Annotated in this window: 24 protein-coding genes; 13 read left to right on the top strand and 11 right to left on the bottom strand. The window is 65.7% G+C overall.

Annotated features, from left to right (window positions below):
- Positions 1–234 precede the first annotated feature (234 nt).
- The gene (yihA, locus tag WDB66_RS08285; RefSeq protein ID WP_339398077.1) at positions 235–855 is read left to right on the top strand and encodes a ribosome biogenesis GTP-binding protein YihA/YsxC; all 621 of its coding nucleotides are present in this window, start codon (positions 235–237) and stop codon (positions 853–855) included.
- A gap of 19 nt (positions 856–874) precedes the next feature.
- Here the strand turns inward: yihA and WDB66_RS08280 are convergent, their stop codons facing one another.
- A complete protein-coding gene (locus WDB66_RS08280) occupies positions 875–1,105 on the bottom strand; it encodes a hypothetical protein (protein ID WP_339398076.1) in 231 nt (76 codons plus the stop codon).
- Between the two features lie 91 nt (positions 1,106–1,196).
- On the opposite strand from WDB66_RS08280, the gene WDB66_RS08275 reads away from it, so the two are divergent.
- From WDB66_RS08275 to WDB66_RS08260, 4 genes are all read left to right on the top strand, one after another.
- Positions 1,197–2,066, top strand: coding sequence for a tryptophan 2,3-dioxygenase (locus tag WDB66_RS08275; RefSeq protein WP_339398075.1), 870 nt, complete (start codon positions 1,197–1,199; stop codon positions 2,064–2,066).
- A 31-nt stretch (positions 2,067–2,097) separates the two neighbouring features.
- Positions 2,098–2,772, top strand: a complete 675-nt coding sequence (locus tag WDB66_RS08270) for a hypothetical protein (RefSeq protein WP_339398074.1) — start codon at positions 2,098–2,100, stop codon at positions 2,770–2,772.
- Between the two features lie 110 nt (positions 2,773–2,882).
- Complete coding sequence (locus WDB66_RS08265; RefSeq protein ID WP_339398073.1) at positions 2,883–4,466, top strand: AbgT family transporter; 1,584 nt, start codon at positions 2,883–2,885, stop codon at positions 4,464–4,466.
- A gap of 175 nt (positions 4,467–4,641) precedes the next feature.
- Positions 4,642–6,189, top strand: coding sequence for a peptide MFS transporter (locus WDB66_RS08260; protein ID WP_339398072.1), 1,548 nt, complete (start codon positions 4,642–4,644; stop codon positions 6,187–6,189).
- Positions 6,190–6,291: 102 nt separating this feature from the next.
- On the opposite strand, the gene WDB66_RS08255 is transcribed toward WDB66_RS08260, so the two are convergent.
- Positions 6,292–7,869: a peptide MFS transporter gene (locus tag WDB66_RS08255; protein WP_339398071.1), complete on the bottom strand. Its 1,578-nt coding sequence runs from the start codon at positions 7,867–7,869 to the stop codon at positions 6,292–6,294.
- A gap of 319 nt (positions 7,870–8,188) precedes the next feature.
- On the opposite strand from WDB66_RS08255, the gene WDB66_RS08250 reads away from it, so the two are divergent.
- Positions 8,189–9,619 (top strand): alanine/glycine:cation symporter family protein, encoded by a 1,431-nt coding sequence (locus tag WDB66_RS08250; protein ID WP_339398070.1) that lies wholly within the window; start codon positions 8,189–8,191, stop codon positions 9,617–9,619.
- Between the two features lie 46 nt (positions 9,620–9,665).
- Here the strand turns inward: WDB66_RS08250 and WDB66_RS08245 are convergent, their stop codons facing one another.
- Positions 9,666–10,118, bottom strand: a complete 453-nt coding sequence (locus tag WDB66_RS08245; RefSeq protein WP_339398069.1) for a MarR family winged helix-turn-helix transcriptional regulator — start codon at positions 10,116–10,118, stop codon at positions 9,666–9,668.
- A 91-nt stretch (positions 10,119–10,209) separates the two neighbouring features.
- On the opposite strand from WDB66_RS08245, the gene hppD reads away from it, so the two are divergent.
- The 4 genes from hppD (at position 10,210) to maiA (ending at position 14,564) form a co-directional block, all read left to right on the top strand.
- Entirely contained in the window at positions 10,210–11,307 is a 1,098-nt protein-coding gene (hppD, locus tag WDB66_RS08240) for a 4-hydroxyphenylpyruvate dioxygenase (RefSeq protein ID WP_339398068.1), read from the top strand.
- 56 nt (positions 11,308–11,363) lie between these two features.
- Positions 11,364–12,650, top strand: coding sequence for a homogentisate 1,2-dioxygenase (gene hmgA / locus WDB66_RS08235; protein WP_339398067.1), 1,287 nt, complete (start codon positions 11,364–11,366; stop codon positions 12,648–12,650).
- Positions 12,651–12,830: 180 nt separating this feature from the next.
- The gene (locus tag WDB66_RS08230) at positions 12,831–13,823 is read left to right on the top strand and encodes a fumarylacetoacetate hydrolase family protein (protein ID WP_339398066.1); all 993 of its coding nucleotides are present in this window, start codon (positions 12,831–12,833) and stop codon (positions 13,821–13,823) included.
- 78 nt (positions 13,824–13,901) lie between these two features.
- Positions 13,902–14,564: a maleylacetoacetate isomerase gene (gene maiA, locus WDB66_RS08225; protein WP_339398065.1), complete on the top strand. Its 663-nt coding sequence runs from the start codon at positions 13,902–13,904 to the stop codon at positions 14,562–14,564.
- Between the two features lie 42 nt (positions 14,565–14,606).
- Here the strand turns inward: maiA and WDB66_RS08220 are convergent, their stop codons facing one another.
- Positions 14,607–15,725, bottom strand: a complete 1,119-nt coding sequence (locus tag WDB66_RS08220) for a PilT/PilU family type 4a pilus ATPase (protein WP_339398064.1) — start codon at positions 15,723–15,725, stop codon at positions 14,607–14,609.
- A gap of 148 nt (positions 15,726–15,873) precedes the next feature.
- On the opposite strand from WDB66_RS08220, the gene WDB66_RS08215 reads away from it, so the two are divergent.
- The 3 genes from WDB66_RS08215 to WDB66_RS08205 all read left to right on the top strand — a co-directional run bounded on the left by WDB66_RS08215 (position 15,874) and on the right by WDB66_RS08205 (position 17,786).
- Positions 15,874–16,236, top strand: a complete 363-nt coding sequence (locus tag WDB66_RS08215) for a DUF4398 domain-containing protein (RefSeq protein WP_339398063.1) — start codon at positions 15,874–15,876, stop codon at positions 16,234–16,236.
- The gene (locus tag WDB66_RS08210) at positions 16,233–17,207 is read left to right on the top strand and encodes an OmpA family protein (RefSeq protein WP_339398062.1); all 975 of its coding nucleotides are present in this window, start codon (positions 16,233–16,235) and stop codon (positions 17,205–17,207) included. The genes WDB66_RS08215 and WDB66_RS08210 overlap by 4 nt, the downstream gene beginning before the upstream one ends.
- A 357-nt stretch (positions 17,208–17,564) precedes the next feature.
- Positions 17,565–17,786 (top strand): HP1242/YdcH family protein, encoded by a 222-nt coding sequence (locus WDB66_RS08205; protein WP_339398061.1) that lies wholly within the window; start codon positions 17,565–17,567, stop codon positions 17,784–17,786.
- Positions 17,787–18,022: 236 nt separating this feature from the next.
- Here the strand turns inward: WDB66_RS08205 and WDB66_RS08200 are convergent, their stop codons facing one another.
- From WDB66_RS08200 to WDB66_RS08170, 7 genes are all read right to left on the bottom strand, one after another.
- Entirely contained in the window at positions 18,023–18,955 is a 933-nt protein-coding gene (locus tag WDB66_RS08200) for a nucleoside hydrolase (protein ID WP_339398060.1), read from the bottom strand.
- Positions 18,956–19,021: 66 nt separating this feature from the next.
- Positions 19,022–21,154 (bottom strand): ATP-dependent DNA helicase RecG, encoded by a 2,133-nt coding sequence (gene recG / locus WDB66_RS08195; protein ID WP_339398059.1) that lies wholly within the window; start codon positions 21,152–21,154, stop codon positions 19,022–19,024.
- Positions 21,155–21,188: 34 nt separating this feature from the next.
- Positions 21,189–21,572, bottom strand: coding sequence for a RidA family protein (locus WDB66_RS08190; protein WP_339398058.1), 384 nt, complete (start codon positions 21,570–21,572; stop codon positions 21,189–21,191).
- A gap of 87 nt (positions 21,573–21,659) precedes the next feature.
- The gene (locus WDB66_RS08185; RefSeq protein ID WP_339398057.1) at positions 21,660–23,828 is read right to left on the bottom strand and encodes a RelA/SpoT family protein; all 2,169 of its coding nucleotides are present in this window, start codon (positions 23,826–23,828) and stop codon (positions 21,660–21,662) included.
- Positions 23,829–23,910: 82 nt separating this feature from the next.
- Complete coding sequence (rpoZ, locus tag WDB66_RS08180; RefSeq protein ID WP_339398056.1) at positions 23,911–24,210, bottom strand: DNA-directed RNA polymerase subunit omega; 300 nt, start codon at positions 24,208–24,210, stop codon at positions 23,911–23,913.
- Positions 24,211–24,312: 102 nt separating this feature from the next.
- The gene (gene gmk / locus WDB66_RS08175; protein ID WP_339398167.1) at positions 24,313–24,933 is read right to left on the bottom strand and encodes a guanylate kinase; all 621 of its coding nucleotides are present in this window, start codon (positions 24,931–24,933) and stop codon (positions 24,313–24,315) included.
- Between the two features lie 134 nt (positions 24,934–25,067).
- On the bottom strand, positions 25,068–25,388 hold the full coding sequence (locus WDB66_RS08170) for a hypothetical protein (RefSeq protein WP_339398055.1): 321 nt from the start codon (positions 25,386–25,388) through the stop codon (positions 25,068–25,070).
- Positions 25,389–25,535: the final 147 nt, after the last annotated feature.

The raw sequence follows: 25,535 nt of genomic DNA, 5'->3' as shown, positions 1-25,535 counted from the left end.
CTGCACGGCGGGACTGACCATCGCTGCCTCCATGGTGAGCCGGGATTCCACCATGCGTTGGCATGCGGAACCTGCGGCACCCTGATCATGCACAGGCCTCTGGCGAGGTCGTTCCGTCAAGGCGACGACCGGTACGGCGTGGCTGGGCGGCAGCGGGTCGAACCCGGCGATGCAGAAACACTCCGATTATCCCAGCCGGTGAGCGACCGGGTCAAACACAAAAGGCAGCTGAAGATGTCCCAACCCAATCCGCTGCGCGTTGCGCACTACCTCAAGAGCGTGCACGAGTTGCACCAGCTGCCGCCCGATGACGGTATCGAGGTGGCGATTGCCGGGCGTTCCAATGCCGGCAAGTCCAGCGCGATCAACGCCATCGTCGATCAGGGCGCACTGGCACGTACCAGCAAGACGCCGGGCCGCACCCAGCAGCTGGTCTATTTCGAAGTGGCGCCGCAGCGCTTCCTCGTGGATCTGCCCGGTTACGGCTATGCCAAGGTGCCGCCGTCGCTGCGCGACCACTGGCAGGTGCTGATCGATCGGTTCTTCCAAACCCGCCAGGCGCTGCGCGGGCTGCTGGTGGTGATGGATGTGCGCCATCCGCTGCGCGAGTTCGACCAGCAGATGCTGGCCTACGGCAGCGCGCGCGGGCTGGCCTGCCACTGCCTGCTGACCAAGGCCGACAAGCTGCCGCGCGGGCAGCAGTCCAGGGCGCTGCTGGAAACCCGTCGCACCCTGGGCGAGCGCGCCAGCGTGCAGCTGTTCTCGGCCAGTTCGCATCTGGGTGTGGACGAGGCCCGCACGCGGCTGTCGCAGTGGCTGGAACTGGTGCCGGGCGCATCGCCGGCAGCGGATTGAAGGCGGGCAAAGCGGCCGATCAGATCTGGATCAGGCACTTCACCACAGCCGGAGCCAATTCGGCAGCGTGCCCCGGAATAGCGTCGGCAGCACTGTCGCGTGCAGCCAGCTGATGCGTGCATGCGGTGAACAGGAACATTGTCGGCAGGGCGTTTTGCCGCATTCCGGCGCTGGCCTGCGCGCGTTGCAGACATTGTTCGCGCATAGGTGTGCGGTGACGCGGAGAAATTGTCACTCCGGCTTCGCCCACGCATGCGGATCGGCATGATCCTGATCCAGGTCCGGGTCGGCGCGGCGGCAGGCCGTACAATTGCCGGTCCAATGACGGCGTGGAGAACAAGATGAGCAACCCGGGCAACCAGCGCGATCTGGAGCAGGGCATCACCACCGACCTTCGGGACCGCATGACCTATTCGGGTTACCTGTGCCTGGATACGCTGCTGGCGGCGCAGCGGCCATTGTCGGATCCGCCGCACCATGACGAGATGCTGTTCATCATCCAGCACCAGACCTCGGAGCTGTGGCTGAAGCTGATGATCCACGAGCTGCTCGGCGCGGTTGCGCATCTGCGCCAGGGCAATGTCGACAATGTGTTGAAGATGCTGGCGCGGGTCAAGCAGATCCAGCGCCAGCTGATCGAGCAGTGGTCGGTATTGGAAACCCTGACTCCGAGCGAATACCTGGAATTCCGCGATGTGCTGGGCCCGGCTTCAGGTTTCCAGTCGTTGCAGTACCGCATCGTGGAGTTCGTGCTGGGCAACAAGAACGAAGGGATGATGCGGGTGTTCTCGCACGATGCGCAGGCCGCAGAGCAGCTGCGCCAGGTGCTGGAAGCGCCGAGCCTGTACGACCAGTTCCTGACCTGGCTGGCGCAGCGCGGCCATGCGGTGCCGGAAGAATTGCTGGAACGCGATGTTTCCCAGCCGCACCGGCAATGCGCGGAACTGATGCCGGTGTTGCAGCGCATCTACGAGAACACCGACACCTTCTGGGAGGAATACCAGCTCAGCGAGGCGCTGGTGGATGTGGAATCGGCGTTCCAGCTCTGGCGCTTCCGCCATATGCGCACGGTGATGCGGATCATCGGTTTCCGCCGCGGCACCGGCGGTTCCAGTGGCGTGGAATTCCTGAAGCGGGCGCTGGACCTGACCTTCTTCCCGGAACTGTTCGACGTGCGCACCCGGATCGGTACGCCGCTGGCGCGCAACTGATTGCGAAGCCCGCGCGATGGCGCAGACAGGCATGGAATCGGCCCTTGACACCCTGTTGAATACGGTGCTGCCCGGCCCGCTGCAGGCGCTGGCCTGGGCAATCGCGCTGCTGGTGCTGGCTGCCGCCACGCCCGGGCTTTACCGGCATCTGCGGCAGGCCGATACGCAGCGCTGGCAGGTGCTGCTGGTGACCGTCGTGGTGCTGGCGGCGATGCGGGGTTTCAACACCGCCGCTTTGCAGGGCGTGCTGCTGCATTTCCTGGGTGCCACCATCGCCACGCTGATGTTCGGTGCCGGCCCGGCGCTGTGGGTGATGGCGGCAGCGAGTCTGGCGGGGGGCTTGATGGGCGCGGCCTGGCACGGCTGGGCCGCCGACTTCCTGCTGGCGGGCGCAGTGCCGGTGGCGGTGACGCTGCTGGTCTGTCGCCTGGTGGCGTATTTCCTGCCGCACAACATCTTCGTGTTCGTGATGGGCAATGCGTTCTTCGGTGCGGCGCTGGCGATGGCGGCGTCGATGCTGGGCAAGGCCGCAATGACCGCACTGCTGGGCGGGCAGGCGGCGGCCTATGTCGCGGCCACGCCGTTGCTGATGTTCGCCGAGGCGTTCTTCGCCGGCACCCTGATCGTGGTGATCGTGGTCTACCGGCCGGCGTGGTGCGTCAGCTTCGACGACCGGGTCTGGCTGTGGCCGCAGCAGCCGATGTAGCGTTCCGGCCATCGTGTCGGCAATCGCGCCGGCGATTGTTGAAAGTGGCAAACCCGCGACGTGGGCGGTGTTAGCATCCGGCCCCTGTTCATCCACGGCGGCAGATCGACATGACCCCAACCCCGACCACCGGAGCCGATGCACGCGGCAATTTCATGAGCCGTGCGCTGGATGCGATCGAGCGCATCGGCAACCGCCTGCCGGACCCGGCGATGCTGTTCCTGCTGCTGATGTTGCTGGTCTGGGCGCTGTCCTGGGCGCTGTCGGGAGTGCAGTTCGAAGCCTTGAACCCGCGTACTGGCGAGCCGATCCGGATCATCAACCAGTTGGCCGGCGAATCGCTGACCGCATTCATGGCCAACCTGTACCGGGTGTTCATGGCCTTCGCGCCGCTGGGTGTGGTGCTGACCGCGATGCTGGGCCTTGGCGTGGCCGAGCACACCGGCTACATCAACGCCGCGCTGCGGCGGATGCTGTCGATCACGCCCAAGCAGTTGCTGACCCCGGCACTGGTGGCGGTGGCGGTGCTCAGCCATGTGGCGGTGGATGCCGGTTACGTGCTGGTGATTCCGCTGGGCGGGGTGATCTTCTATGCCGCGGGGCGGCATCCGCTGGCCGGCATCGCGGCGGCGTTCTGCGGGGTGTCCGGCGGCTTTTCCGCGACCTTGTTCGTGCCGTCCTCGCTGGATCCGCTGCTGGCCAGCTTCACCCAGGAAGCCGGGCAGATCCTCAATCCGGAATTGACCGTCAATCCGCTCAACAACTGGATCTTCACCACGGCATCGAGCTTTCTGGTCATCGCCATCGGCTGGTTCATCACCGACAAGGTGGTCGAGCCGCGGCTGGCACGGACCGCGGTGGATGGTGATACCAGCGAGCTGCCGAAGATGGAGCCGCTGACCGCCGCCGAACGCCGTGGCCTGCTGTGGGCCACCGTTGCGATGCTGGCCGCGCTGCTGTTGTTCGTGCTGAGCCTGTTGCCGGAAACCTCGCCCTGGCGTGCGGCGGACGATATGGGTTCGGTGCTGGCCGGCGGACATCCGCTGCTGGTGGCCGAGGCGCCGGTGATGCAGTCGATCGTGGCGCTGATCTTCATCATGTTCCTGATCCCCGGCGTGGTTTACGGCTATGTCGCCGGCACCGTGAAGACGCATCGGGACGTCATCGCGGCGATGACCAAGGCGATGGGCGGCATGGCCTACTACATCGTCATCGCATTCTTCATCGCGCAGTTCCTGGCGGCGTTCAACAATTCCGGCATCGGCACGCTGATGGCGGTGGAGGGCGCGGAGCTGTTGAAGGGGTTGCCGGTGTGGCTGACGATCATCGGGCTGATCGCGATGACCGGCATCGTCAACCTGTTCATCGGCTCGGCCTCGGCCAAATGGGCGCTGCTGGCGCCGATCATGGTGCCGCTGATGATGCAGCTCGGGGTGTCGCCGGACTTCACCCAGGCTGCCTACCGCGTCGGTGATTCGATGACCACGATCATCACCCCGCTGATGCCGTACTTCCCGCTGATCGTGGTGTTCTGCCAGCGCTACGTGAAATCCGCCGGCATCGGCACGCTGGCCTCGATGATGATGCCGTATTCGATCGCGCTGTCGCTGCTGTGGACGCTGTTCCTGCTGCTGTTCTGGGGCCTGGGCATCCCGCTGGGCATCGGCGCCAGCTACGAATACCTGCCGGGCTGACAGTGGCGGTCGCTGCTGCCGGCCGGGTTGCCGGCAGCAGCGGCGCGAGACTGAACAGTGTTTGACTGGATCGGCCCTGTGCGCGAATCTTGCGCGCTTGTGCCCTGCCGTCCGGCAGGGTTGTGAGCAGAAAGCGCCAGCGCCGCTGGCCAAGAACAGGTTTCCAGGGAGAATCATGAGCACTCCGTCCCAGCCCTCCGGCCCGGCGTCCGCCGCGCCGCGTCCGTCCGACGATTTCGTTCCGCCGCCGCCGGGGCAATTCCTCGGCCATCCGTACGCCCTCTGGAACCTGTTCGGTACCGAGTTCTGGGAGCGCTTCATGTACTACGGCATGCGCGCCATGCTGGCGGTGCATGTGGCGGCGTCGTTCTTCGCGCATCTGTCCGGCGAGGCCGCGCGTGAGCAGGCGTCACTGACCTACGGCGGTTACACCGCGATGGTCTACATGACCGGCATCCTCGGCGGCTACGTGGCCGACCGCATCCTGGGTTACCAGCGTTCGATCATGCTGGGCGGCGTATTGATGGCGATCGGCATGTTCATGCTGATGGCGCCGGATCTGACCACCTTCCTCGTGGGTCTGGCGGTGATCGTGGTCGGCAACGGCCTATTCAAGCCGAATATTTCCACGATGGTCGGCAAGCTCTATGCGCCCGGCGATGTGCGTCGCGATTCGGGCTTCACCATCTTCTACATGGGCATCAATGCCGGTGCGCTGATCGCGCCGATCATTTGCGCCTCACTGATCGGGCAGAAGTTCGGCTATCGCTGGGGTTTCTTCGCGGCCGGCATGGGCATGCTGCTGGGGCTGGTGATCTTCCAGGCGCTCAAGCGCTGGCTGGGGCACGTGGGCACCGCGCCTGAAGGCCGCAACAGCGTGCAGTCGATGATCAAGGTGGTGATCGGTTGCGCGCTGCTGGTGGTGCCGGTGTTCTTCCTGCTCAGCAAGTCCAACCTGCTGGGCAGCCTGCTGATCGTGATGATGATCGGGTTGGTGGCGTATTTCCTTTACAGTGGTGTGCGCAGTGGTGACAGGCGTCAGCTGCATCGCTACATCGCGATGCTGATCCTGTTCGTGGCCAACATCCTGTTCTGGTCGCTGTTCGAGCAGGCCGGTTCCTCGCTGAACTTCCTGGCGCAGGATTTCGTGCGGATGCCGGATGTGTCGATCTTCGGCTGGACCCCGACCTTCGAGGTGTTCCAGTCGGTCAATCCGGTCTTCATCATCCTGCTGGCGCCGATGTTTGCGTCGCTGTGGATCAAACTGGACAAGGCTGACTGGAATCCATCGATCCCGCGCAAGTTCTCCTACGGTCTGGTCGGTGCCGCGATCGGTTTCTACATTCTGGTGTTCGCGATCAACAACGCCACCGGTGCCGACGGCAAGATTTCCTGGATCTGGCTGACGCTGACCTATCTGGTCCATACGATGGGCGAGCTGTGCCTGTCGCCGATCGGCCTGGCGATGGTGACCAAGCTGGCGCGGCCGCAGGAAACCGGGCTGGCGATGGGCGGCTGGTTCCTGTCGATTGCGATGGCCAACTTCGTGGCCGGCCGCATCGCTGCGGTGGCTTCGGGCGGCGGCGAAGTGGCCGCCACCGGTTCCTCGCTGGCGCAGTACGGCTCCACCTTCAACATGCTGTTCCTTCTGGGCATCGGATTTGCGGTGGCGTTCTTCCTGGTTTCGCCGCTGATCAACCGCCTGATGCACGGCGTGAAGTAAGACGGAATGGGGTGCCCGTGGCATCCGATGCGGCAAACAACAACGGCGCCTTCCGGCGCCGTTGTTGTATCTGGCAGTGGAAACGAAATGTGGTTCCTGCCGTCAGCCTTCGCGCGTCAGTCGTTTCAGGAGGGGCGTGAGCAGGAACAGCAGTACGCCGGCAGCCAGACCGATCCACATCATCTTGGTGAAAACCGAGCCATAGACCGCCAGCGCTTCTGCCATGCTGGCCTCAGGTGGCACCTGGGCCCAGGTGCCCATGCGGCCGGCGATGATTTCGCCAAAGGCCGAGAACAGGAACCACGCGCCCATCATCATGCCGACCGCGCGCGGGATCGACAGCGACGTCACTGCGGAAAGGCCGACCGGCGACAGTGCCATCTCGCCCAGCACCAGTACCGCGTAGGCCAGGACCATCCACCACAGGCTGACCATGCCGCTGCTGCCGGGATTGGCTGCGGCATAGGCCAGCACCGCGAACGCCAGGCCGCACAGCACCAGTGCCCAGGCAAACTTGCCCGGATAGCTGGGGTTGAGGCGGACCTTGTCCAGTCGCGGCCAGAGCCAGGCGAACAGCGGGCTGAAGGCGATCACGAACAGCGCACCGAACGCCGTGGTCTGGCCGGCGGTCCATTCGATGCCGAAGGTGGTGCGGTCCATTGCGCGGTCGGCCATCGCCACCCACGGCCCGTAGGTCTGTTCGTACAGCCCCCAGAACAGCGCGCTGACGGTGATCAGCACCATCAGCATGATCATCCGGCCCTTCTCGGCCGGACTGATGCCCGAGAACATCAGGCGGATGAACCAGATGTACACCGCCGCACCCAAGACCACGGCTACCAGTTCGGTCAGGGTCACCTCGTGGCCGCCGACCAGCGAGGACAGCGGGCCGAAATCGATGCGCGTCTGAAGCACCAGCCAGACCACCGCCGCCAGTACCAGGCCGCTCAGATAGATCAGCCACTCGCGGTTGAGGCCGGCGAACACGGGCACGCGCAGTGCGGCGGCATCGGCGGGATCAGCCTTGCCCAGCAGGTGCTTGCGGCCCAGCACGAACTGCACCAGTCCCAGCGCCATCATCACGCCGGCCAGGCCGAAGCCGTAGCCCCAGCCGATCTTCTCGCCGATATAGGCCACGATCAGCGAAGAAATGAAGGCGCCGATGTTGATGCCCATGTAGAAGATGGTGAAGCCCGAATCACGGCGCGGATCCTTGTCGGCGTACAGCCGCCCGACAATCGTGGAAATGTTCGGCTTGAGGAAACCCACGCCGACCGCGATCAGTGCCAGTGCCGCATACATCACCTGCACCGCGAACCCGTCCTGCTGGCCGTCGCCCTGGATGCCGCTGGCGGCGTGTCCGGTATAGGCCATGCCGAGCTGGCCCAGCACCAGCAGGATGCCGCCGTACACCACCGCCTTGCGCATGCCCAGATACTTGTCGGCCAGGATGCCGCCCAGCAGCGGCAGCGCATAGGCCAGACCGGCGTAGGTGCCCAGCAACAGGTAGCCGTCGGTATCGCTGAACAGGTGGTGCTTGGTCAGGTACAGGAACAGCAGCGCCTTCATGCCGTAGAACGCGAAGCGCTCCCACATCTCGGTCAGAAAGCAGACGTACAGGCCTTTGGGATGGCCGAGGAATTCATCCTGCCCGGAAAGGGCGGGAGCGGCGGTGGACATAGAGCGGACCCCTTGGATGTGAAGCCGCTGAGTATAGGCGCAAGATCCGCCCCTCCGGCGATGCCGGGCGCCACGCATGACGGCGCCGGAGCGGTCGGGGTCTGACGCGGAGCTTGGCGGGGACCGGAAAGATGCCGGCTGATTCCGGGCGAGGATCGACGGCTTCGGATTCGTCGTTTACGCTGCTGCGTCAGGCGCGGCGGAGCTGCCGCGCTGAGCAAGGGGAACCGGCGACTTGCGCCGGTTGAAAGCCAGCCCGCGATCGTCCAGCACGTTCCGGGCCAAAACGGCGGCCGGGGCGGCTGCCAACGGAGTCCAGGTGGAACAGTTCGTCAATTTCGTCAATGGTCTGATCTGGAGCCAGCCGCTGATCTGGCTGTGTCTGGGCGCCGGCCTGTACTTTTCCATCCGCACCCGCTTCATGCAGCTGCGGCACGTGCCGGAAATGATCCAGCTCCTGCTTTCGGGCAAGTCCTCGCAGGCCGGCGTGTCCTCCTTCCAGGCGCTGGCGATCTCGCTGTCGGGCCGCGTGGGCATCGGCAACATCGCCGGCGTCGCCACTGCCATCGCCTTCGGCGGACCGGGCGCGGTGTTCTGGATGTGGGTGATGGCCTTCCTCGGCGCCTCGACTTCGTTCGTCGAATCGACACTGGCGCAGATCTACAAGGAAAAGGACGACGAAGGACGATACCGCGGTGGGCCGGCGTACTACATCGAGAAGGCGATGGGGCAGAGGTGGTATGCGTGGCTGTTCGCGCTGGCCACCATCATCGCCACCGGCTTCTTCCTGCCGGGGGTGCAGGCCAACGGCATCGCATCGGGCATGGAGAACGCCTGGGACATTCCGCCTGCGGTCACCGCCACCGGCGTGGTGCTGGCGCTGGGCTTCATCATCTTCGGCGGCGTCAAGCGCATCGCGCGCTTCGCCGAACTGGTGGTGCCGTTCATGGCCCTGGCCTACATGCTGGTGGCGTTCGTGATCATGGTGCTCAATGCCGAGCAGGTGCCGAGCATGATCTCGCTGATCTTCCGCAGCGCCTTCGGCCTGGAGGCCGGCTTCGGCGCCATGCTGGGGCTGGCGGTGGAGTGGGGCGTCAAGCGCGGCATCTATTCCAACGAGGCCGGGCAGGGCACCAGCCCGCACGCGGCCGCCGCGGCCGAGGTCTCGCATCCGGCCAAGCAGGGCTATGTGCAGGCGTTCTCGATCTACGTCGACACCCTGCTGGTGTGCTCGGCCACGGCCTTCATGATTCTTTCCACCGGCATGTACAACGTGGCCATGCCCGAGGGGTCGATGCTGGTCGAGGCCCTGCCGGGGGTGGAGGCCGGACCGGGCTTCGCGCAGGCGGCGGTGGAATCGGTGTTGCCGGGCTATGGCGCGGGCTTCGTGGCGCTGGCGCTGCTGTTCTTCGCCTTCACCACCATCGTCGCCTACTACTACATGGCGGAAACCAACATCGCCTACATCAACCGCAAGGTGCACCGTCCGTGGATGACGATGGTGCTGCGGGTGGTGATCCTGCTGGCGGTGATCCTGGGCGCAGTACGCTCGGCGGGCGCGGCCTGGACGCTGGGGGATATCGGCGTAGGCGTCATGGCCTGGCTCAATATCATCGCGATCCTGATCCTGCAGAAGCCGGCACTGATCGCGTTGCGCGATTACGAGCGGCAGAAGAAGGCGGGGTTGGACCCGGTGTTCGATCCGGATGCGCTGGGCATCCGCAACGCCGGGTTCTGGCGCAAGCCCTGAGCCGTGGTGGATGGCTCAGGCCGCGCCCGGAGCCGTCCGCGTGATGTCATTCCATACCGGCGGCGGGCGCATCCTGCAGCGCATCCAGGATGCGCGCCAGCCAGTGGCGCTCTTCCGGCGTGAGCCGTTCCAGCACCCGGCGTTCGTGCTCCAGTGCCAGTGGCACGATCTGGTCGTGGATGCGGCGCCCGGCGGCGGTCAGGTGCAGGCGTGATTCGCGCTTGTCCTGCGGCGCGGTGTCGCGCCGCAGCAGGTCTTTTTCCACCAGCGCCGCGACCGCGCGGCTGACCGCGACCTTGTCCATCGCGGCGCGGCTGGCGACATCGCGCGCCGCCAGACCGTCATGCCGGCCCAGGATCGCCATCGCCCGCCATTGCGTCACCGACAGCCCGAAGCGCTGTTCGTAGTCGGCCGCGATCGCCTGGCTGATGGTGTTGGACAGCACCGACAGCCGGTAGGGCAGGAAGCGGGCCAGATCCAGGGCATCGGGTTCGGTCATGGTGCGGCGCAGATTGCATATGGTTTCAAATGAAACTATAAATCCGCCCACTCGGCGGCACAACCGCCGTCCCGTTTTCAGGAGACCCGCGATGAGCGCCCAGATTTCTCCCGGCATGACGCCGGTCACGTTCGAAAACCCGATGGGTATCGACGGCTTCGAGTTCGTCGAATACGCCGCACCCGAAGGCCAGGCCGGCCAGTTGCACGACTACTTCAAGAAGCTCGGCTTCAGCCAGGTCGCGCGCCACAAGACCCGCCCGATCAGCACCTACCGGCAGGGCGACTGCACCTTCCTGATCAACGAGGATCCGGATTCGTTCGCGGCGCGTTTTGCCGCCGAACACGGGCCTTCCGCCTGTGGTTTCGCGATCCGCTTCAACAAGCTGGCCGAGTGGGTGCGGGTGCAGGCGCTGAAGAACGGCGCCGAGGCCTTCGACGCGAACGACGAGCTGAGCAAGGCCGTGGCCGCGCCGGTGATCAAGGGCATCGGCGGCTGCATGCTGTATCTGGTGGACCGCTACGACACCAAGGGCACGATCCATGATCCGGATTACGAAGTCCTGCCCGGCGTGGACCTGATGCCGAAGGGTTTCGGTCTGACCTTCATCGACCACCTGACCCACAATCTCTACGAAGGCAACATGGCGAAGTGGTCGGACTACTACGAGCGCCTGTTCAACTTCCGCGAGATCCGCTACTTCGACATCAAGGGCGCCAAGACCGGCCTGCTGTCCAAGGCGATGACCGCGCCGGACGGAATGGTGCGCATTCCGCTCAACGAATCCTCCGATCCCAAGTCGCAGATCAACGAATATCTGGACCAGTACAAGGGTGAGGGCATCCAGCACATCGCCTGCTTCACCGACGACATCTACGAGACGGTGGAAAAAATGCGCGCCGCCGGCATCGCCTTCCTCGATACCCCGGATGCCTACTTCAATTACATCGACGAGCGCATCCCGAACCACGGCGAGGATGTCGAACGCCTGCGCCGCAACGCGATCCTGATCGACGCCGATCCTGAAACCAAGCAGCGCAAGCTGCTGCAGATCTTCACCCAGAACGCGCTGGGACCGATCTTCTTCGAGATCATCCAGCGCAAGGGCAACGAAGGCTTCGGCGAAGGCAACTTCCAGGCGCTGTTCGAAAGCATCGAACGCGACCAGATGCGCCGCGGCGTGCTGTAAGCGGGAGAAAACCCCTCTCCCGGCGGGAGAGGGGCTTGATAGAAAGCGAGGCTGAAATGACGAACTATATGACCGGTTTCGGCAACGAGTTCGCGACCGAGGCGGTGCCCGGGGCGTTGCCGGTGGGGCGCAATTCGCCGCAGCGCGCGCCGCTGGGGCTGTACGCCGAGCAGCTGTCCGGTACCGCCTTCACCGCGCCGCGTGCCAGCAATAGGCGCAGCTGGTTGTACCGCATCCGGCCGGCGGCGTTCGCCGGCGGGTTCTCGCCGCAGGCGCATCCGTATTTCCACAACCGCTTCGCCGAAGCGGCGGCCACGCCGGACCCGCTGCGCTGGTCGCCGCTGCCGTGGCCCGAAACGCCGACCGATTTCGTCGATGGCCTGTTCACGATGGCCGGCAACGGCGGGCCGGCGGCGCAGAGCGGCGTCGGCATCCATCTGTACGCGGCCAATGCCTCGATGCAGGCGCGGGTGTTCTACAACGCCGATGCGGAAATGCTGATAGTGCCGCAGCACGGTGCGTTGCGGCTGGTCACCGAATTGGGGGTGATTGAAGTGGAGCCGCAGCAGATCGCGGTGATCCCGCGCGGCATCCGTTTCCGGGTGGAATTGCCGGATGGCCCCGTGCGCGGCTATGTCTGCGAGAACTTCGGTGCGCTGCTGAAGCTGCCGGATCTGGGCCCGATCGGTTCCAACGGGCTGGCCAATCCGCGCGATTTCGAAACCCCGGTGGCGGCGTACGAAGATGTCGATGACGAGGTCGAGCTGGTCGCCAAGTTCCAGGGCGCGCTGTGGCGCAGCACGATGGAGCATTCGCCGCTGGACGTGGTCGCCTGGCACGGCAATTACGCGCCGTACCGCTACGATCTGCGGCGCTTCAACACCATCGGCTCGATCAGCTACGACCATCCGGATCCGTCGATCTTCCTTGTGCTGCATTCGTCCAGCGATACGCCGGGCGTGAGCAATATGGATTTCGCGATCTTCCCGCCGCGCTGGCTGGTGGCGCAGGACACCTTCCGCCCGCCGTGGTTCCACCGCAATGTGGCCAGCGAGTTCATGGGGCTGGTACACGGCGTCTACGATGCCAAGGCGGAAGGTTTCGTGCCCGGCGGCAGTTCGCTGCACAACAGCTTCACCGGCCACGGGCCGGATCGGGCGACGTTCGACAAGGCCAGTGCCGCCGATCTATCCCGCCCCGATGTCATCGCCGATACGATGGCCTTCATGTTCGAAACCCGTGCGGTGCTGTGCCCGGCGCGGCAGGCGTTGGATGCGCCGTTCCGGCAGCAGGACTACAGCGAATGCTGGCGCGGGCTGGAGCGCCACTTCCAGTTGCCGTGAATCGTTTGATCCCCTCTCCCCCGTGTGCGGGGGAGAGGGCCAGGGCGAGGGTGTGAGCGCCATAGGCGCGAGTGCTTTGGCTTTTGGCCGCAGCGAAAATCCCCCTCAGCCCGTCCCTCTTCCCCGCCGTTGGCAGGGGAGAGGGAGCCGAAGAACCACACTTTTCGAGGAATACTTACGATGAAACTTGCTTCGCTCAAATCCGGTGGCCGCGACGGCACCCTGATCGTGGTTTCGCGCGATCTGGCGCGCGCCGTGCAGGTGCCCGAGATCGCCGCCACCCTGCAGGCTGCACTGGACGACTGGGCCGTGTTGTCGCCGCGTCTTGCCACCGTGGCCGAGGCGATCGAGGCGCCGAAGGTGTCCACGATCAACGGTATGCCGGTGTTCGAGCTGGACATGGCGCAGCTGGCCGCGCCTTTGCCGCGCGCCTTCGAGTTCGTCGACGGCTCGGCCTATCTGCCGCATGTGGAACGGGTACGCCGCGCGCGTGGCGCACAGGTGCCGGAAAGTTTCTACACCGATCCGCTGATGTACCAGGCCACCAGCGCCGGCTTCCTCGGCCCGCGCGACCCGGTGCAGGTGCCGAGCGAGGACATGGGCATCGACCTGGAAGCCGAGGTGATCGTGGTGACCGACGACGTGCCGATGGGCGTGACGCCGGAAGCGGCGGCCAGGCACATCGTGCTGGTCGGGCTGGTCAACGATGTCTCGCTGCGCAATCTGATTCCGGGCGAACTGGCCAAGGGTTTCGGTTTCCTTCAATCCAAGCCGCGTTCGGCGCTGAGCCCGGTGTTCGTCACGCCCGACGAGCTGGGCGATGCCTGGCGCGGCTGCAAGCTGCACCGGCCGATGCTGACGCACGTCAATGGCGAATGGTTCGGCGCACCGGAAGCCGGTGTCGACATGCAGTTCGATTTCGGTCAGCTCGTCGCGCATGCCGCGCGCACCCGGCCGCTGACCGCCGGCACCCTGGTCGGTTCGGGCACGGTGGCCAATCAGGATACCTCGCTGGGTGCTTCGTGCTTTGCCGAAAAGCGCACTGTGGAGGCGCTGGAAACCGGCGCGCCGATCACCCCGTTCATGCGCGACGGCGATGTCGTGCGGATCGAGATGCTGGATGCCGACGGTGCCACGATCTTCGGTGCGATCCAACAGCGCATCCAAGTCTGATCGCATCCCGCGCCCGGGCTTGCGCAGCCGGGCGCGCTTCGCGGTACGCTGCATCCCACCGCAACGGAGGGATACGACATGAGCGGCAAACTTCGTCTGTACGGCTACTGGCGCTCCAGTGCCGCCTACCGCGTGCGCATCGCGCTGAACCTGAAGCAGCTGCCTTACGAACAGGTGCCGGTGCATCTGGTACGCGATGGCGGCGAACAGCACCGGCCCGAGTTTCGCGCCCTCAATCCACAGGGCACGGTGCCGGTATTGCAGGATGGCGAGCGCAGCATCCGCCAGTCACTGGCGATCATCGAATACCTGGACGAGCTGCATCCGGACCCGCCACTGCTGCCCAGCACCGCGCGCGATCGTGCCCGGGTGCGCGCCATCGCGCAGGCGGTGGCCTGCGATATCCACCCGCTCAACAATCTGCGCGTGATGCAGTATCTGGAACGCGAGCTGGGTGTGGCGGCAGACGCACGCAGCGACTGGATGCGGCACTGGATGGCGCAAGGGTTTGAAGCGATCGAAGCGATGCTGGCCGGGCATCCGTCCACCGGCGACTTCTGCGAAGGCGAGATGCCGTCGCTGGCTGATTGCTGTCTGGTACCGCAGCTGTACAACGCGCGCCGGTTTGCGCTGGATCTGTCGCGGTATCCGAGCCTGCTGCGGATCGAGGCCAATTGCCAGGCGCTGGATGCTTTCCGTGCCGCGTTGCCCGAAGCCCAGTCGGATGCGCCGCCGGCGTGATAGGTGGCGCGCCGTGGCCATCGTCGTGACGCACAGTGTGGCTCAGCTGAAAGCGTCGGGTGCGTTGAAGGTGTCGGCGTAGGGATCGTGTTCGCCGGCACCGCCTTCTGACAGGCGGATCTTCAATGCCAGGCCATCGCGCGAATCGGCCTTGCGCAGCGCCTCTTCCAACTCGATGCGGCCATCCTTGTACATCCGGAACAGGTCCTGGTCGAAGGTCTGCATGCCCTCCTGCAGCGAGCGCTCCATCGCTTCCTTGACCTCGTGCACCTGACCCCGGCGGATGATGTCGCGGATCAGCGGCGTGTTGATCAGGATTTCGGCCGCCGGCAGGCGCTTGCCGTCATTGCCGACCACCAGACGCTGGCTGATGACCGCCTTCAGGTTCAGCGACAGGTTCATCAGGATGTTCTTGTGCGCGGCCTCGGGGAAGAAGTTGAGGATGCGCTCAAGCGTCTGGTCGGCGTTGTTGGAGTGCAGCGTGGCCAGGCACAGATGGCCGGTTTCGGCGAAGGAGATGGCCGCCTCCATCGTCACCTGATCGAGGATTTCGCCGATCAGGATCACGTCCGGCGCCTCGCGCATCGCGTTCTTCAGCGCGTTGTGGAAACCGTGCGTATCGAGCCCGACCTCGCGCTGGTTGACGATGGATTTCTTGTGCCGGTGCAGGAATTCGATCGGATCCTCGACCGTGAGGATATGGCCGGTGGTGTTGGTGTTGCGGTGATCGATCATCGCCGCCAGCGAGGTCGATTTGCCCGAGCCGGTGGAGCCGACCACCAGCACCAGCCCGCGCGGCTCCATGATGATGTCCTTCAGGATCGGCGGCAGCTTGAGCTGCTCGATCGTCGGGATTTCGCTCTTGATCGCGCGGATCACCATGCCCACTTCGCCGCGCTGCTTGAACACGTTGACGCGGAAGCGGCCGGCGTCCTTCACCGCGATCGCCATGTTCAGCTCCAGATCGCGCTCGAACTGCGGCACCTGGCCCTCGTCCATCAGCGAATAGGCGATCTTCTTGACCATGCCGGCCGGCAATCCCGTGCTGCCGAGCGGATAGAGCTTGCCCTCGACCTTGATGTTCACCGGTGCGCCGGTCGTCAGGAACATGTCCGAGGCGTTTTTCTCGGTCATGAGCTTGAGGAAGTAACCGATGTCCATGCGATGATCCCTGCTGGATTTTCTTGTGAGGTCCGAGTGCCGCTGGCGCGCGGGAATTGCGGGCAATGTGGCAGCGACGCCAGAATGTCCGGCATCGGGCCAGCGAAGGACCGCCCCCTTGGGGCTGCATGATATGACACGAAACGATTTGAAACTTCCACTTGTTGCACTGTTCCTCACTTGTTTGCTTGCCGCCTGTGCCAGCACGCCGCCGCCGCGCGACGCGCTGGATGCAGCCGACAGCCGTATTTCGCAGGCGCGCAAGGCGGGTGCCGAGGACTATGCGCCGGTGGAGTTGGGGCGCGCGGTACAACGCCTGGCAGCTGCGGAAGTGGCCGTGGCCGAACGCGACTACGCGGGTGCCGAGCGCTATGCCCAGCAGGCCGAACTGGAAGCGCAGCTGGCGCACCAGCGCTCGCAGGCCGCCGCCGGGCGCGAGGAAGTGCGCCGCCGGACCGAAGAAAATGCCCGTCTGCGGCGCGAGCTGCTGGGCGAAGGAGGTCAACCATGAAGCGCCTGGCGATGAAGCGTCTTGCCCCGGCATGCCTGTTGGGCGTCGGCCTGTTGCTGGCCAGCGGCGTGACGGCACAGAAGGTCGATGCCGAAGTCGAACGTCTGCGCAGCCAGCTGCGCACGCTGGAACGGGATTCGCTGCTCGGTGAACTGGCGCGGGTCGAGCGCTTGCGTGCGCAACAGGCGATCGACGCCTTGGCCGGTGCCAGCCGCCGCGACCGGCCTGACGCGCTGTTCGTGGCTGAACGTCGTGTCGATATTGCACGCGTCGCGGCCGAAGCGGAGTCGTACCAGCAGCAGATCCAGCTGCTGGAGCGCGAGCGCGACCGGATCCTGCTGGAAGCCAGCCGGCGCGATGCCGAAGCTTCGCGTCTGGAAGCCGAAAAGCTGCGCCTGCAGAGCTTGGCCCGGCTTGAAGAAGCGCAGCGGGCCCAGCAAGCCGCCGCCAGCGCCATGGCGCTGAGCGAGCTTTCCAGCGCCGAAGCCGACCAGGCCCGGCGTCTGGCCGAAGCGCAATCGCAGGAAGCCGCGCTGGCGCGGCGCGAGGCCGACCTGGCCTTTGCCGCCGCCGAAAGCCTGCGCCTGCAATTGCAGACCATGACCGCCACCAGCGAAGCGCGCGGCCAGGTCATGACACTGTCCGGCGACGCTTTCGCCAGTGGCCAGTCGCAGCTGCGTCCGGAAGCGCGTGCCAACCTCCAGCGCGTGGTCGAGTTCGTCAATCGTTTCCCGGACAAGACAGTGCTGATCGAAGGCCATACCGACAGCCAGGGCAGTGCCAACCTGAACCAGGTGCTGTCGCAGAAGCGCGCCGAAGCGGTACGCGAGGCGCTGCTGCAGGACGGTGTCGATGGCGCGCGCCTGAGTGCCGTCGGTCTTGGCAAGGATCGCCCGGTAGCCGACAACGCCAGCGCTGAAGGCCGGGCCCGCAACCGACGCGTGGAAATCGTCGTGCTGGATGCGCACTGAGGCGTAGTTTCAGGCCGGGTCCTCCGTCTGCGCGCGTTGCCGGGCCGGCTTTCCGCAGGTCACTTGCGGGGCTCCCACGGCCGGAGTAGGGTCGAAGCTGCCGGGGCACTGCTGCCCTGGCCCTGTGAAGGACTGGCCGAATGACGTTTCCCCGCCGCCTCGTATCGTCTCGCGTTCCATTGCTGAATCGGGCAGGGACGCAGACGAGGGGGCGGCGTTCGTGTGCCCGCGCACGCAGTGCGGCCCCGGCCGACATCACACCCATGGAACCAACTGCATCCGGTCCTGTCTTCACAGGAAGGCGCAGGCGTTGCCTGCGCCGTCACCACGCTACCCACTGCAAGGAGGTTGATCGACATGTTCGAAGCGCATCCGCAAAGCGAGATCCACGCCCTGATGCAGAGTGACCAGGAATTCCGCCGCCTTTACCAGCGCCATCAGAAACTCGACAAGCAGGTGGCCGATGCCTCGTGCGGCGCATTGCCGCTGGCGCCGGGCACCTTGTCGCAGATGAAACGCGAAAAGCTTGCGGCCAAGAAGAGTCTGCTGCGCCGGCTTGAGAGCAGCCGCCTGAATTGAGCGTCTACGCGACGCAAGCCACGGCCCGGCTCGATGTCCGGGCCGGTTCGGAAGACAACCGGAAAGGCCGGCCCTGTATGGGCCGGCCTTTGTTTTTGGACGTCGGCTGCGTCGGCTGCATAGGTGCATAGGCTATAGGTCGGGATGAGCAACGCGAACCCCGACGCCGCAGTGTCCTCACCACGCGATGTTGGAGGCCGCGTTGCTTGCCCTGTTGTGAGGGTGATTGGTGCCGCTCAGGCCGCCATGCCCACCGCACGCCGCACCCATGATTCGAAATGGCTGCGGTCGTAGCGCAGCAGGATGCGGGCATTGGCTGCGGCGCCGGTGCGCTGGTCCCAGTCGACCACGGTCATGCCGCGGGTGTACTGGCCTCCCAGCTCCACGCTGACGTGGCGTTCGGCGGTTTCCAGCGCCGCTTCGGGTGCAACGACATATGCCATCGCCAACGCATCGGCGCTGTGCCATTCGTCGCCGCGGCGGTCGATCGACCAGTTGCGGGTGTTGCAGGAGATCGCATCGTAGAAGCGCGCGATCGGGTGATCGGTGGCGAACCACTGGTTGCACTGCGCATGCGGCAGGCCGTGGCGCATCGTGGCCTCCCAGTCGACCAGTTCGAACTGCGGCCAGCGCTCGAACACGATACGCGCCGCTTCCGGATCAAAACCGGTGTTGAACTCGACCGGGATATGGGTGTTGCCGCGCCCGGTGACGGCGCCGCCCATGATGACCAGGCGCGGCACGCGCTGCGGCAGAGTCGGGTCGAGCGACAGCGCCAGCGCCAGATTGGTCAGCGGCCCAAGCATGACGAAGGTCAGTTCACCGGGGTGCTGGTGTGAAAGGCGCAGCATCGCCAGCGCGGCGTGTTCGGTTTCCGCGTTGCGCGCGGCGGGGGTGTAGCCGGTGTCGCCGAAACCGTCCTTGCCGTGCACGAAGGCGGCATCTTCCGGCGTGGCCACCAGCGGCAACGCGGCGCCGGGGAATACCGGTGCGTCGATGCCGGCCACTTCGCACAGCTTGAGTGCATTGCGCAGGGTGTGGTCCAGCCCGACATTGCCGGCAGTCACGGTCAGCGCGGCGATGCGGGTGTCCGGATGCGCATGCGCGATCAGGATCGCCAGTGCATCGTCCACGCCGGGGTCGGTGTCGATCAGCAGGTGTCGGGTCATCGGGTTTCCTCGAATTCGAATAAGGGTTGAGTCATGTGGACACTCCATGATGGCAGCTGGCTGCACTCAGGCGCTGGCATAGCGCACCGCGTGCCCGATCCAGCGTTCGATCAGCAGATCGGCCTGTTGCGGTGCGCGCGCCAGCAGCGCATCGGCGGCGGCCTGGACCTGCGGCAACAGTGCAGCATCGCGCACCGGATCGGCGATGCGGAAACCGGCCAGGCCAGTCTGGCGGGTGCCGAGCAGTTCGCCCGGTCCGCGCAGTTCCAGATCCTTCTCGGCGATGCGGAAGCCGTCGGTGGTTTCACGCATCACTGACAGACGCTCGCGTGCCAGTTGCGACAGTGGTGTCTGGTACATCAGCACGCAGGTCGAAGCCGCCGCACCGCGACCGACCCGGCCGCGCAACTGGTGCAGCTGCGCCAGGCCGAGGCGTTCGGCGTTCTCGATCAGCATCAGGCTGGCGTTGGGCACGTCGACGCCGACTTCGATCACCGTGGTGGCGACCAGCAGCTGGATGTCGCCGGCCTTGAAGGCGGCCATCGTGGACTGCTTTTCAGCCGGCTTCATGCGGCCGTGGATCAGGCCGACGTTCACTTCGGGTAGTTGCTCGCGCAACAGCTCGTAGGCGCTCTGGGCGGCCTGGGCGTCGATCTTCGGCACACCGGGCGCGGGCGGGTCTTCGCTTTCCTCGATCAGGGTGCAAACCCAGTAGGCCTGCCGGCCCTCGATGCAGGCGGCGCGGATGCGCTCGATCAATTCACCGCGGCGCTGCGCGTTGATCGCCACGGTCTGCACCGGGGTGCGGCCCGGCGGCAGTTCATCGATCACGGAAATATCCAGATCGGCATAGGCGGTCATCGCCAGCGTGCGCGGGATCGGGGTGGCGGTCATCACCAGCTGGTGCGGGATGCGCTCGCCGGCGTTGTCGCGTGCCGTGCCGGGCGCGTTGCGGCCCTTGTCGCTCAGCGCCAGACGCTGGTGCACGCCGAAGCGGTGCTGTTCATCGACGATCACCAGCCCAAGGTTGGCGAAGGCCACGTGTTCCTGCACCAGGGCATGGGTACCGACCACGATCGGCGCGCCAGCCGTGATGCGTTCCAGCGCCGCAGTGCGGGCCTTGCCCTTGACCTTGCCGGCCAGCCACACCAGCTCAATGCCCAGCGGCGTGAACCAGTTCTGGAAGGCCTGGGCGTGCTGTTCGGCGAGCAGTTCGGTCGGGGCCATCAGCGCCACCTGGGCGCCGGACTCGATCGCTGTCAGCGCCGCCAATGCCGCGACGATGGTCTTGCCGGAGCCGACATCGCCCTGCACCAGGCGCAGCATCGGCTGGTTTTGCGCCAGATCCTGGGTGATGGTGTCCAGCACGCGTTGCTGCGCGCCGGTCAGCGCGAACGGCAGCGCCGCCAGTAGTTTGCGTGCGAGCTCGCCGGGCGGGTTCAAGGCCGGCGCTCCCCTGCGCTTCATCGCCAAGCGCTGGCGGCGCAGGCTGAGCTGATGGGCGAGCAGTTCTTCCAGCGCCAGGCGCTGTTGCGCCGGATGACGGTGCTGGGCCAGCGCCGCGTGATCCACATCCGCAGGCGGGCGGTGCAGCAGTCGCACCGCATCGCGCCAGCTCGGCAGGCGGGTGTCGCCGAACAGCGTGGCGGGCAGCAACTCCAGTGTGTCGTCGTTGGGCAGGTGGTCCAGTGCATGGTTGATGATGCGCGCCAGTTGCACCGGGCCGATGCCTTCGACCGCCGGATAGACCGGATCCAGCCGCTCACCCAGCACCAGTTCGGCGTCCTGGTCCAGCAGGCGGTAGCTGGGGTGCACCATTTCCATGCTGAACTGGCCGCCGCGCGCCTCGCCGTGGCAGAGGATGCGGCTGCCGACACGGAAGGCCTGCACCTGCGCCGCACGGAAATGGAAAAAGCGCAGCACCAATGTGGCGCCGGAATCATCGCCGACCGCCACGCGCAGCATCGGCCGGCCACGGAAACCGCGCTCCACCGCTTCCACCCGGCCGTGCACCTGTGCCGGCTGGCCTTGGCGCAGTTGTGCGATCGGGGTCAGCCGGGTGCGGTCTTCGTGCCGCAACGGCAGGTGCAGCCACAGATCCTGCAACGTGCCCAGCCCGCGCGCGGCAAGTTTGGCGGCCAGTTGCGGGCCAACGCCGCGCAGGATGTCGACGGCCTGGCGGGCAGGGTCCGGCTTCACGCTGTTGTCCGTTCGTGTAACGCTGGCGACGGACTCAGTCCAGCACCATCACCGCATCCACTTCGACCTGCGCGCCGCGCGGCAGCGCCGATACCTCGATCGTGGAACGGGCCGGATACGGCGCGCTGAAGAATTCGGCCATCACCGCGTTCACTTCGGAAAAGCGCGACAGATCGGTCAGGTAGATGCCGACCCGTGCAATCTGCGGCAGGCCGGCACCGGCCGCCTTGCACACCGCCGCCAGATTGGTGAACACCTGCCGCGCCTGCGCCGCGACATCATCGGAGACCAGCTCCATCGTGGCCGGATCCAGCGGCAACTGGCCGGACAGGTAGACGGTGTTGCCGGCCTTCACGGCCTGCGAATACGGCCCGATGGCAGCCGGTGCGGCATCGGTATGGATGATCTGGCGGGACATGGCGGAAACCCTGGGTGAAGGAAGGAAACCGCAAGTTTAGCCCGGATGTTTCTTCCGGCACGCAGTACGGGAGGCTGCCGTGCGCCCTCAGCGCCGCTGCACTCCGATCACCACCGGCAGGCGGCGCACGCGGCGGATGACGTCGGCCAGGTGCTTGCGGTCGCGCACGTCGATGGAGAACACAATCACGGCCGAGCGCAGATCGCGTTCCTGGTATTCGACGTTGTCGATGTTGGCTTCGGTTTCGGCGATGGCGGCGGCGACGCCGGCCAGCACGCCGGGCTTGTTTTCCACTTCCACCCGGATCGCGGAGCGGAAATCACCGCTGACTTCGCGGCTCCAGCCGATCGGCACCCAGCGCTCCGGGGATTTGCGCAGTTCCGGCACATTCGGGCAGTCGGCGCGGTGCACGACGATGCCCTTGCCGGTGGACATGAAGCCGATGATGTCGTCGCCCGGCACCGGCAGGCAGCAGGTCGGGAAACTCAGCACGCCGCGTTCGGCGCCGGTGATCTTGATCTTTTCGCTGCTCAGCACGTGCGGCTCGTGGGTCTGGCCGTCGACGCCGCGGGTCAGCGACTGCGCGACCTGCAGCGCGATGCGGTTGCCCAGCGCGATCTCGGCCAGCAGGTCTTCCAGCCGCCGCAGGCGCGCGTCGGTCAGGTATTGCTCCAGCACCTTGGCCGGGATCCGGTCGAGCGAGCTGTCGACCGATTCCAGCGCGCGGTCCAGCATGCGGTGGCCCAGTTCCACCGCGTCTTCATGCTGCAGGTGCTTGAGGAAGTGCCGGATCGCGGTGCGCGCGCGGCTGGAGACGACCCATTCCAGCCAGCTCGGATTGGGCGCGGCCGATGGCGCGGTGATGATTTCCACGGTCTGGCCGCTGGCCAGGCGGGTGCGCAGCGGTGCCAGTTTCTTGTCGATGCGCGCGGCCACGGCGTGGTCGCCGACATCGGTGTGCACCGCGTAGGCGAAATCCAGCGCGGTGGCATTGCGCGGCAGCGAGAGGATGTCGCCCTTGGGCGAGAACAGGTAGACCTCGTCGGGGAACAGGTCGACCTTGACGTTGTCGAGGAATTCGAGCGAGGAACCGGCTGCCTCCTGCGATTCCAGCAGGCTGGCAAGCCACTGCTGGGCACGGGTCTGGGCGCTGTTCTGCGCGCTGTCCGGGGACTTGTAGAGCCAGTGCGCGGCGATGCCGCGTTCAGCCACCTGGTCCATTTCCTCGGTGCGGATCTGCACTTCGATCGGCGAGCCGTACGGGCTGAACAACAATGTGTGCAGCGACTGGTAGCCGTTGGCCTTGGGGATCGCGATGAAATCGCGGAAGCGCGCATCGACCGGCTTGTAGAGGCCATGCACCGAGCCCAGCGCCATGTAGCACTGCATCGTTTCATCGACGATCACGCGGAAGCCGAACACGTCCATCACCTGGTCCAGCGTCTTCTGTTCCAGCTTCATCTTGCGGTAGATGCTGTACGGCGACTTCACCCGCCACACCAGACGGTGCGGAATGCTGTCCTGGGTGAGCTTGTGGGCCAGCGCGGTTTCGATCTTGTCCATCGCCTCGCGACGCGAGGCCGGCAGGGTCTTGACGTGGCGGGTGATCACCGCGTGGCGCTTGGGGTACAGGCCCTTGAAGCCCAGATCCTGCAACTCGCCCTTGACCCGGTTCATGCCCAGGCGCTGCGCGATCGGGGCGTAGATGTCGAGGGTTTCGCGCGCGATGCGGCGGCGTGAATCCGGTGCCATCGCGCCAATGGTGCGCATATTGTGCAGGCGGTCGGCGAGCTTGATCAGGATCACGCGCAGATCACGCGCCATCGCCAGCAGCATCTTGCGGAAACTCTCAGCGGCGGCTTCCTGGCGGCTGCTGAAGCGGACCTTGTCCAGCTTGGTGACGCCATCGACCAGTTCGGCCACGGTTTCACCGAATTGCGCGGCGATGCGCTCGCGCTCGATCGGGGTGTCTTCCAGCACATCGTGCAGGATCGCGGCGCAGATGGTTTCCACATCCATGCCCAGTTCGGTCAGCAGCATCGCGACCGACACCGGGTGGGTGATGTAGGCCTCGCCGCTCTTGCGGTACTGGCCATCGTGGGCCAGCGCGCCGAGCCGATAGGCCTGGTAGACCAGGTCGACCTGGTCTACCGGCAGGTAGGCGCGCACGCTGCGCAGCAGCTCCTCGACCAGTTCGGGACAGGGGTCGGGGCCGAGTTCGGTGGCAGCGGGAGGTGGAGAAAGGGAAGTGCCCATGCTGCCAGCCTACGCAGCGCAGACGGGCAGGGCAATGCTGGTGCGGGACGGTCGTGCAGGCATGCCTGTCGCCGTCAGCGGATCAAAGGTCGTCGGCGCCTTTGGCGAGGTCATCATCGACCTCGGCGGCGGCCCATTCCAGGGCTTCGCGTTCGCGGCGTTCGCGCTCGACCCGGTCGACTTCGTCGATCATGGTTTCGTCGATGCTGCGTGCGGCGATTTCGCGCAGTGCCAGCACGGTGGGCTTGTCGTCCTGCTCTTCGCCTTCCAGCGTGCTCGGCGCACCCTTGGCGAGCTGGCGCGCACGACGCGAGGCCATGACGACCAGTTCGAAGCGGTTGTCGACCACTTCAAGACAATCTTCTACGGTGACACGTGCCATGGGGGATCCTCGGCGGAAGTCGGAAATTCAGCGGAACCGCTTATTCTACGCAGGCCCTTGCTGTACAGGCAAATCCTGTCGCTGAAGGAGGTGGCGGGCGGTTCAGCGCAGCAGGGCCTGGATCAGTTCCTCGTGGCGCTGCGCCTGGGCCGGGCAGCGCAGGCGCTGGCTGCGCACGATGGCGCAGATGTCCTCGACCGCCTGTTCGAAATCCTGGTTGATGACGATGTAGTCGAACTCGTGCGCGTGTTCGATTTCACCACGCGAATCGGCGAGCCGGCGCAGGATGGTTTCCTCGTTGTCCTGGGCGCGGGTGCGCAGGCGGCGTTCCAGTTCCTGGCGCGAGGGCGGCAGGATGAAGATGGTGACGCAGTCCGGCACTTTCTCGCGCACCTGGCGCGCGCCCTGCCAGTCGATCTCCAGCAGCACATCGCGACCGTCGGCGAGCAACGGTTCCACCGACTGGCGCGCGGTGCCCTTGTAGTCGCCGTGGACCTGGGCATATTCGAAGAAATCCCCGGCCGCGATCATGCTGCGGAAGGTGTCGGCGCTGACGAAGTGGTAGTGCTCGTCGTGGCGCTCGCTCGGGCGTGGTGCGCGCGAGGTGAAGGAAATCGACAGCGAGATGCCAGGCTCGCGTTTCAGCACGGCATTGACCAGCGAGGACTTGCCGGCACCGGACGGGGCCGAGACGATGAAAAGGCAGCCACGATGCGCGATCATCGTGGCGACGGCCCGGTAGGAAAGAGGGCGATGCTCAAGCGGGATGGCTCCGGCGGGCGCGGGATGCGCCGCGTGCGAGCGCGACATGGTACACCGCCGGCCGGCGCGGATCATCGCCCGCGCCGCAGAGTGGATCAGAAGACGAAGGTGATGCCGACCACGCGCGCTTGCCCGTCACTGATCTGCACCCGGCAGGTCAGGGTCTGGGCGTATTCGGATTGCAGGCCGGTATCGAAGGTGACCGGCGCCTGCATCGTGTAGATGCCGTTGTCTTCCAGCTTCACGCTGTGCAGCAGTGCCTTGCTGTCCACCTGCAGCATCTTGCCCTGCGAGCGCTGTTCGGCCTCGGCCTCGCAGGCGCTGGCGGCTTGTGATTCAGCGGACTGCCCGCAGCCCGCCAGCAGCGCGCTTAGGCTGATCATCGTGGCGCTTGCCAGTCGCCGGTGGGTGCCCATGGCCGATCTCCCTGTCGTGACACACGATCATCGGGGCCACATCGGAAGTACGCGCGGGTGTTTCCGATGTGGACCCAGTCAGGAAAATAACGCAATTGGCGCGGCTTTTCCGCGATTTTGCGGATTTCGGCGGGAGTTGACGATTCT

It is taken from the genome of Denitratimonas organivorans (assembly GCF_037478135.1).
Classification (GTDB): domain Bacteria; phylum Pseudomonadota; class Gammaproteobacteria; order Xanthomonadales; family Xanthomonadaceae; genus Denitratimonas.
The sequence above is the reverse complement of the archived record's forward strand: the minus strand, read 5'-3'. Positions and strand labels throughout refer to the sequence as shown.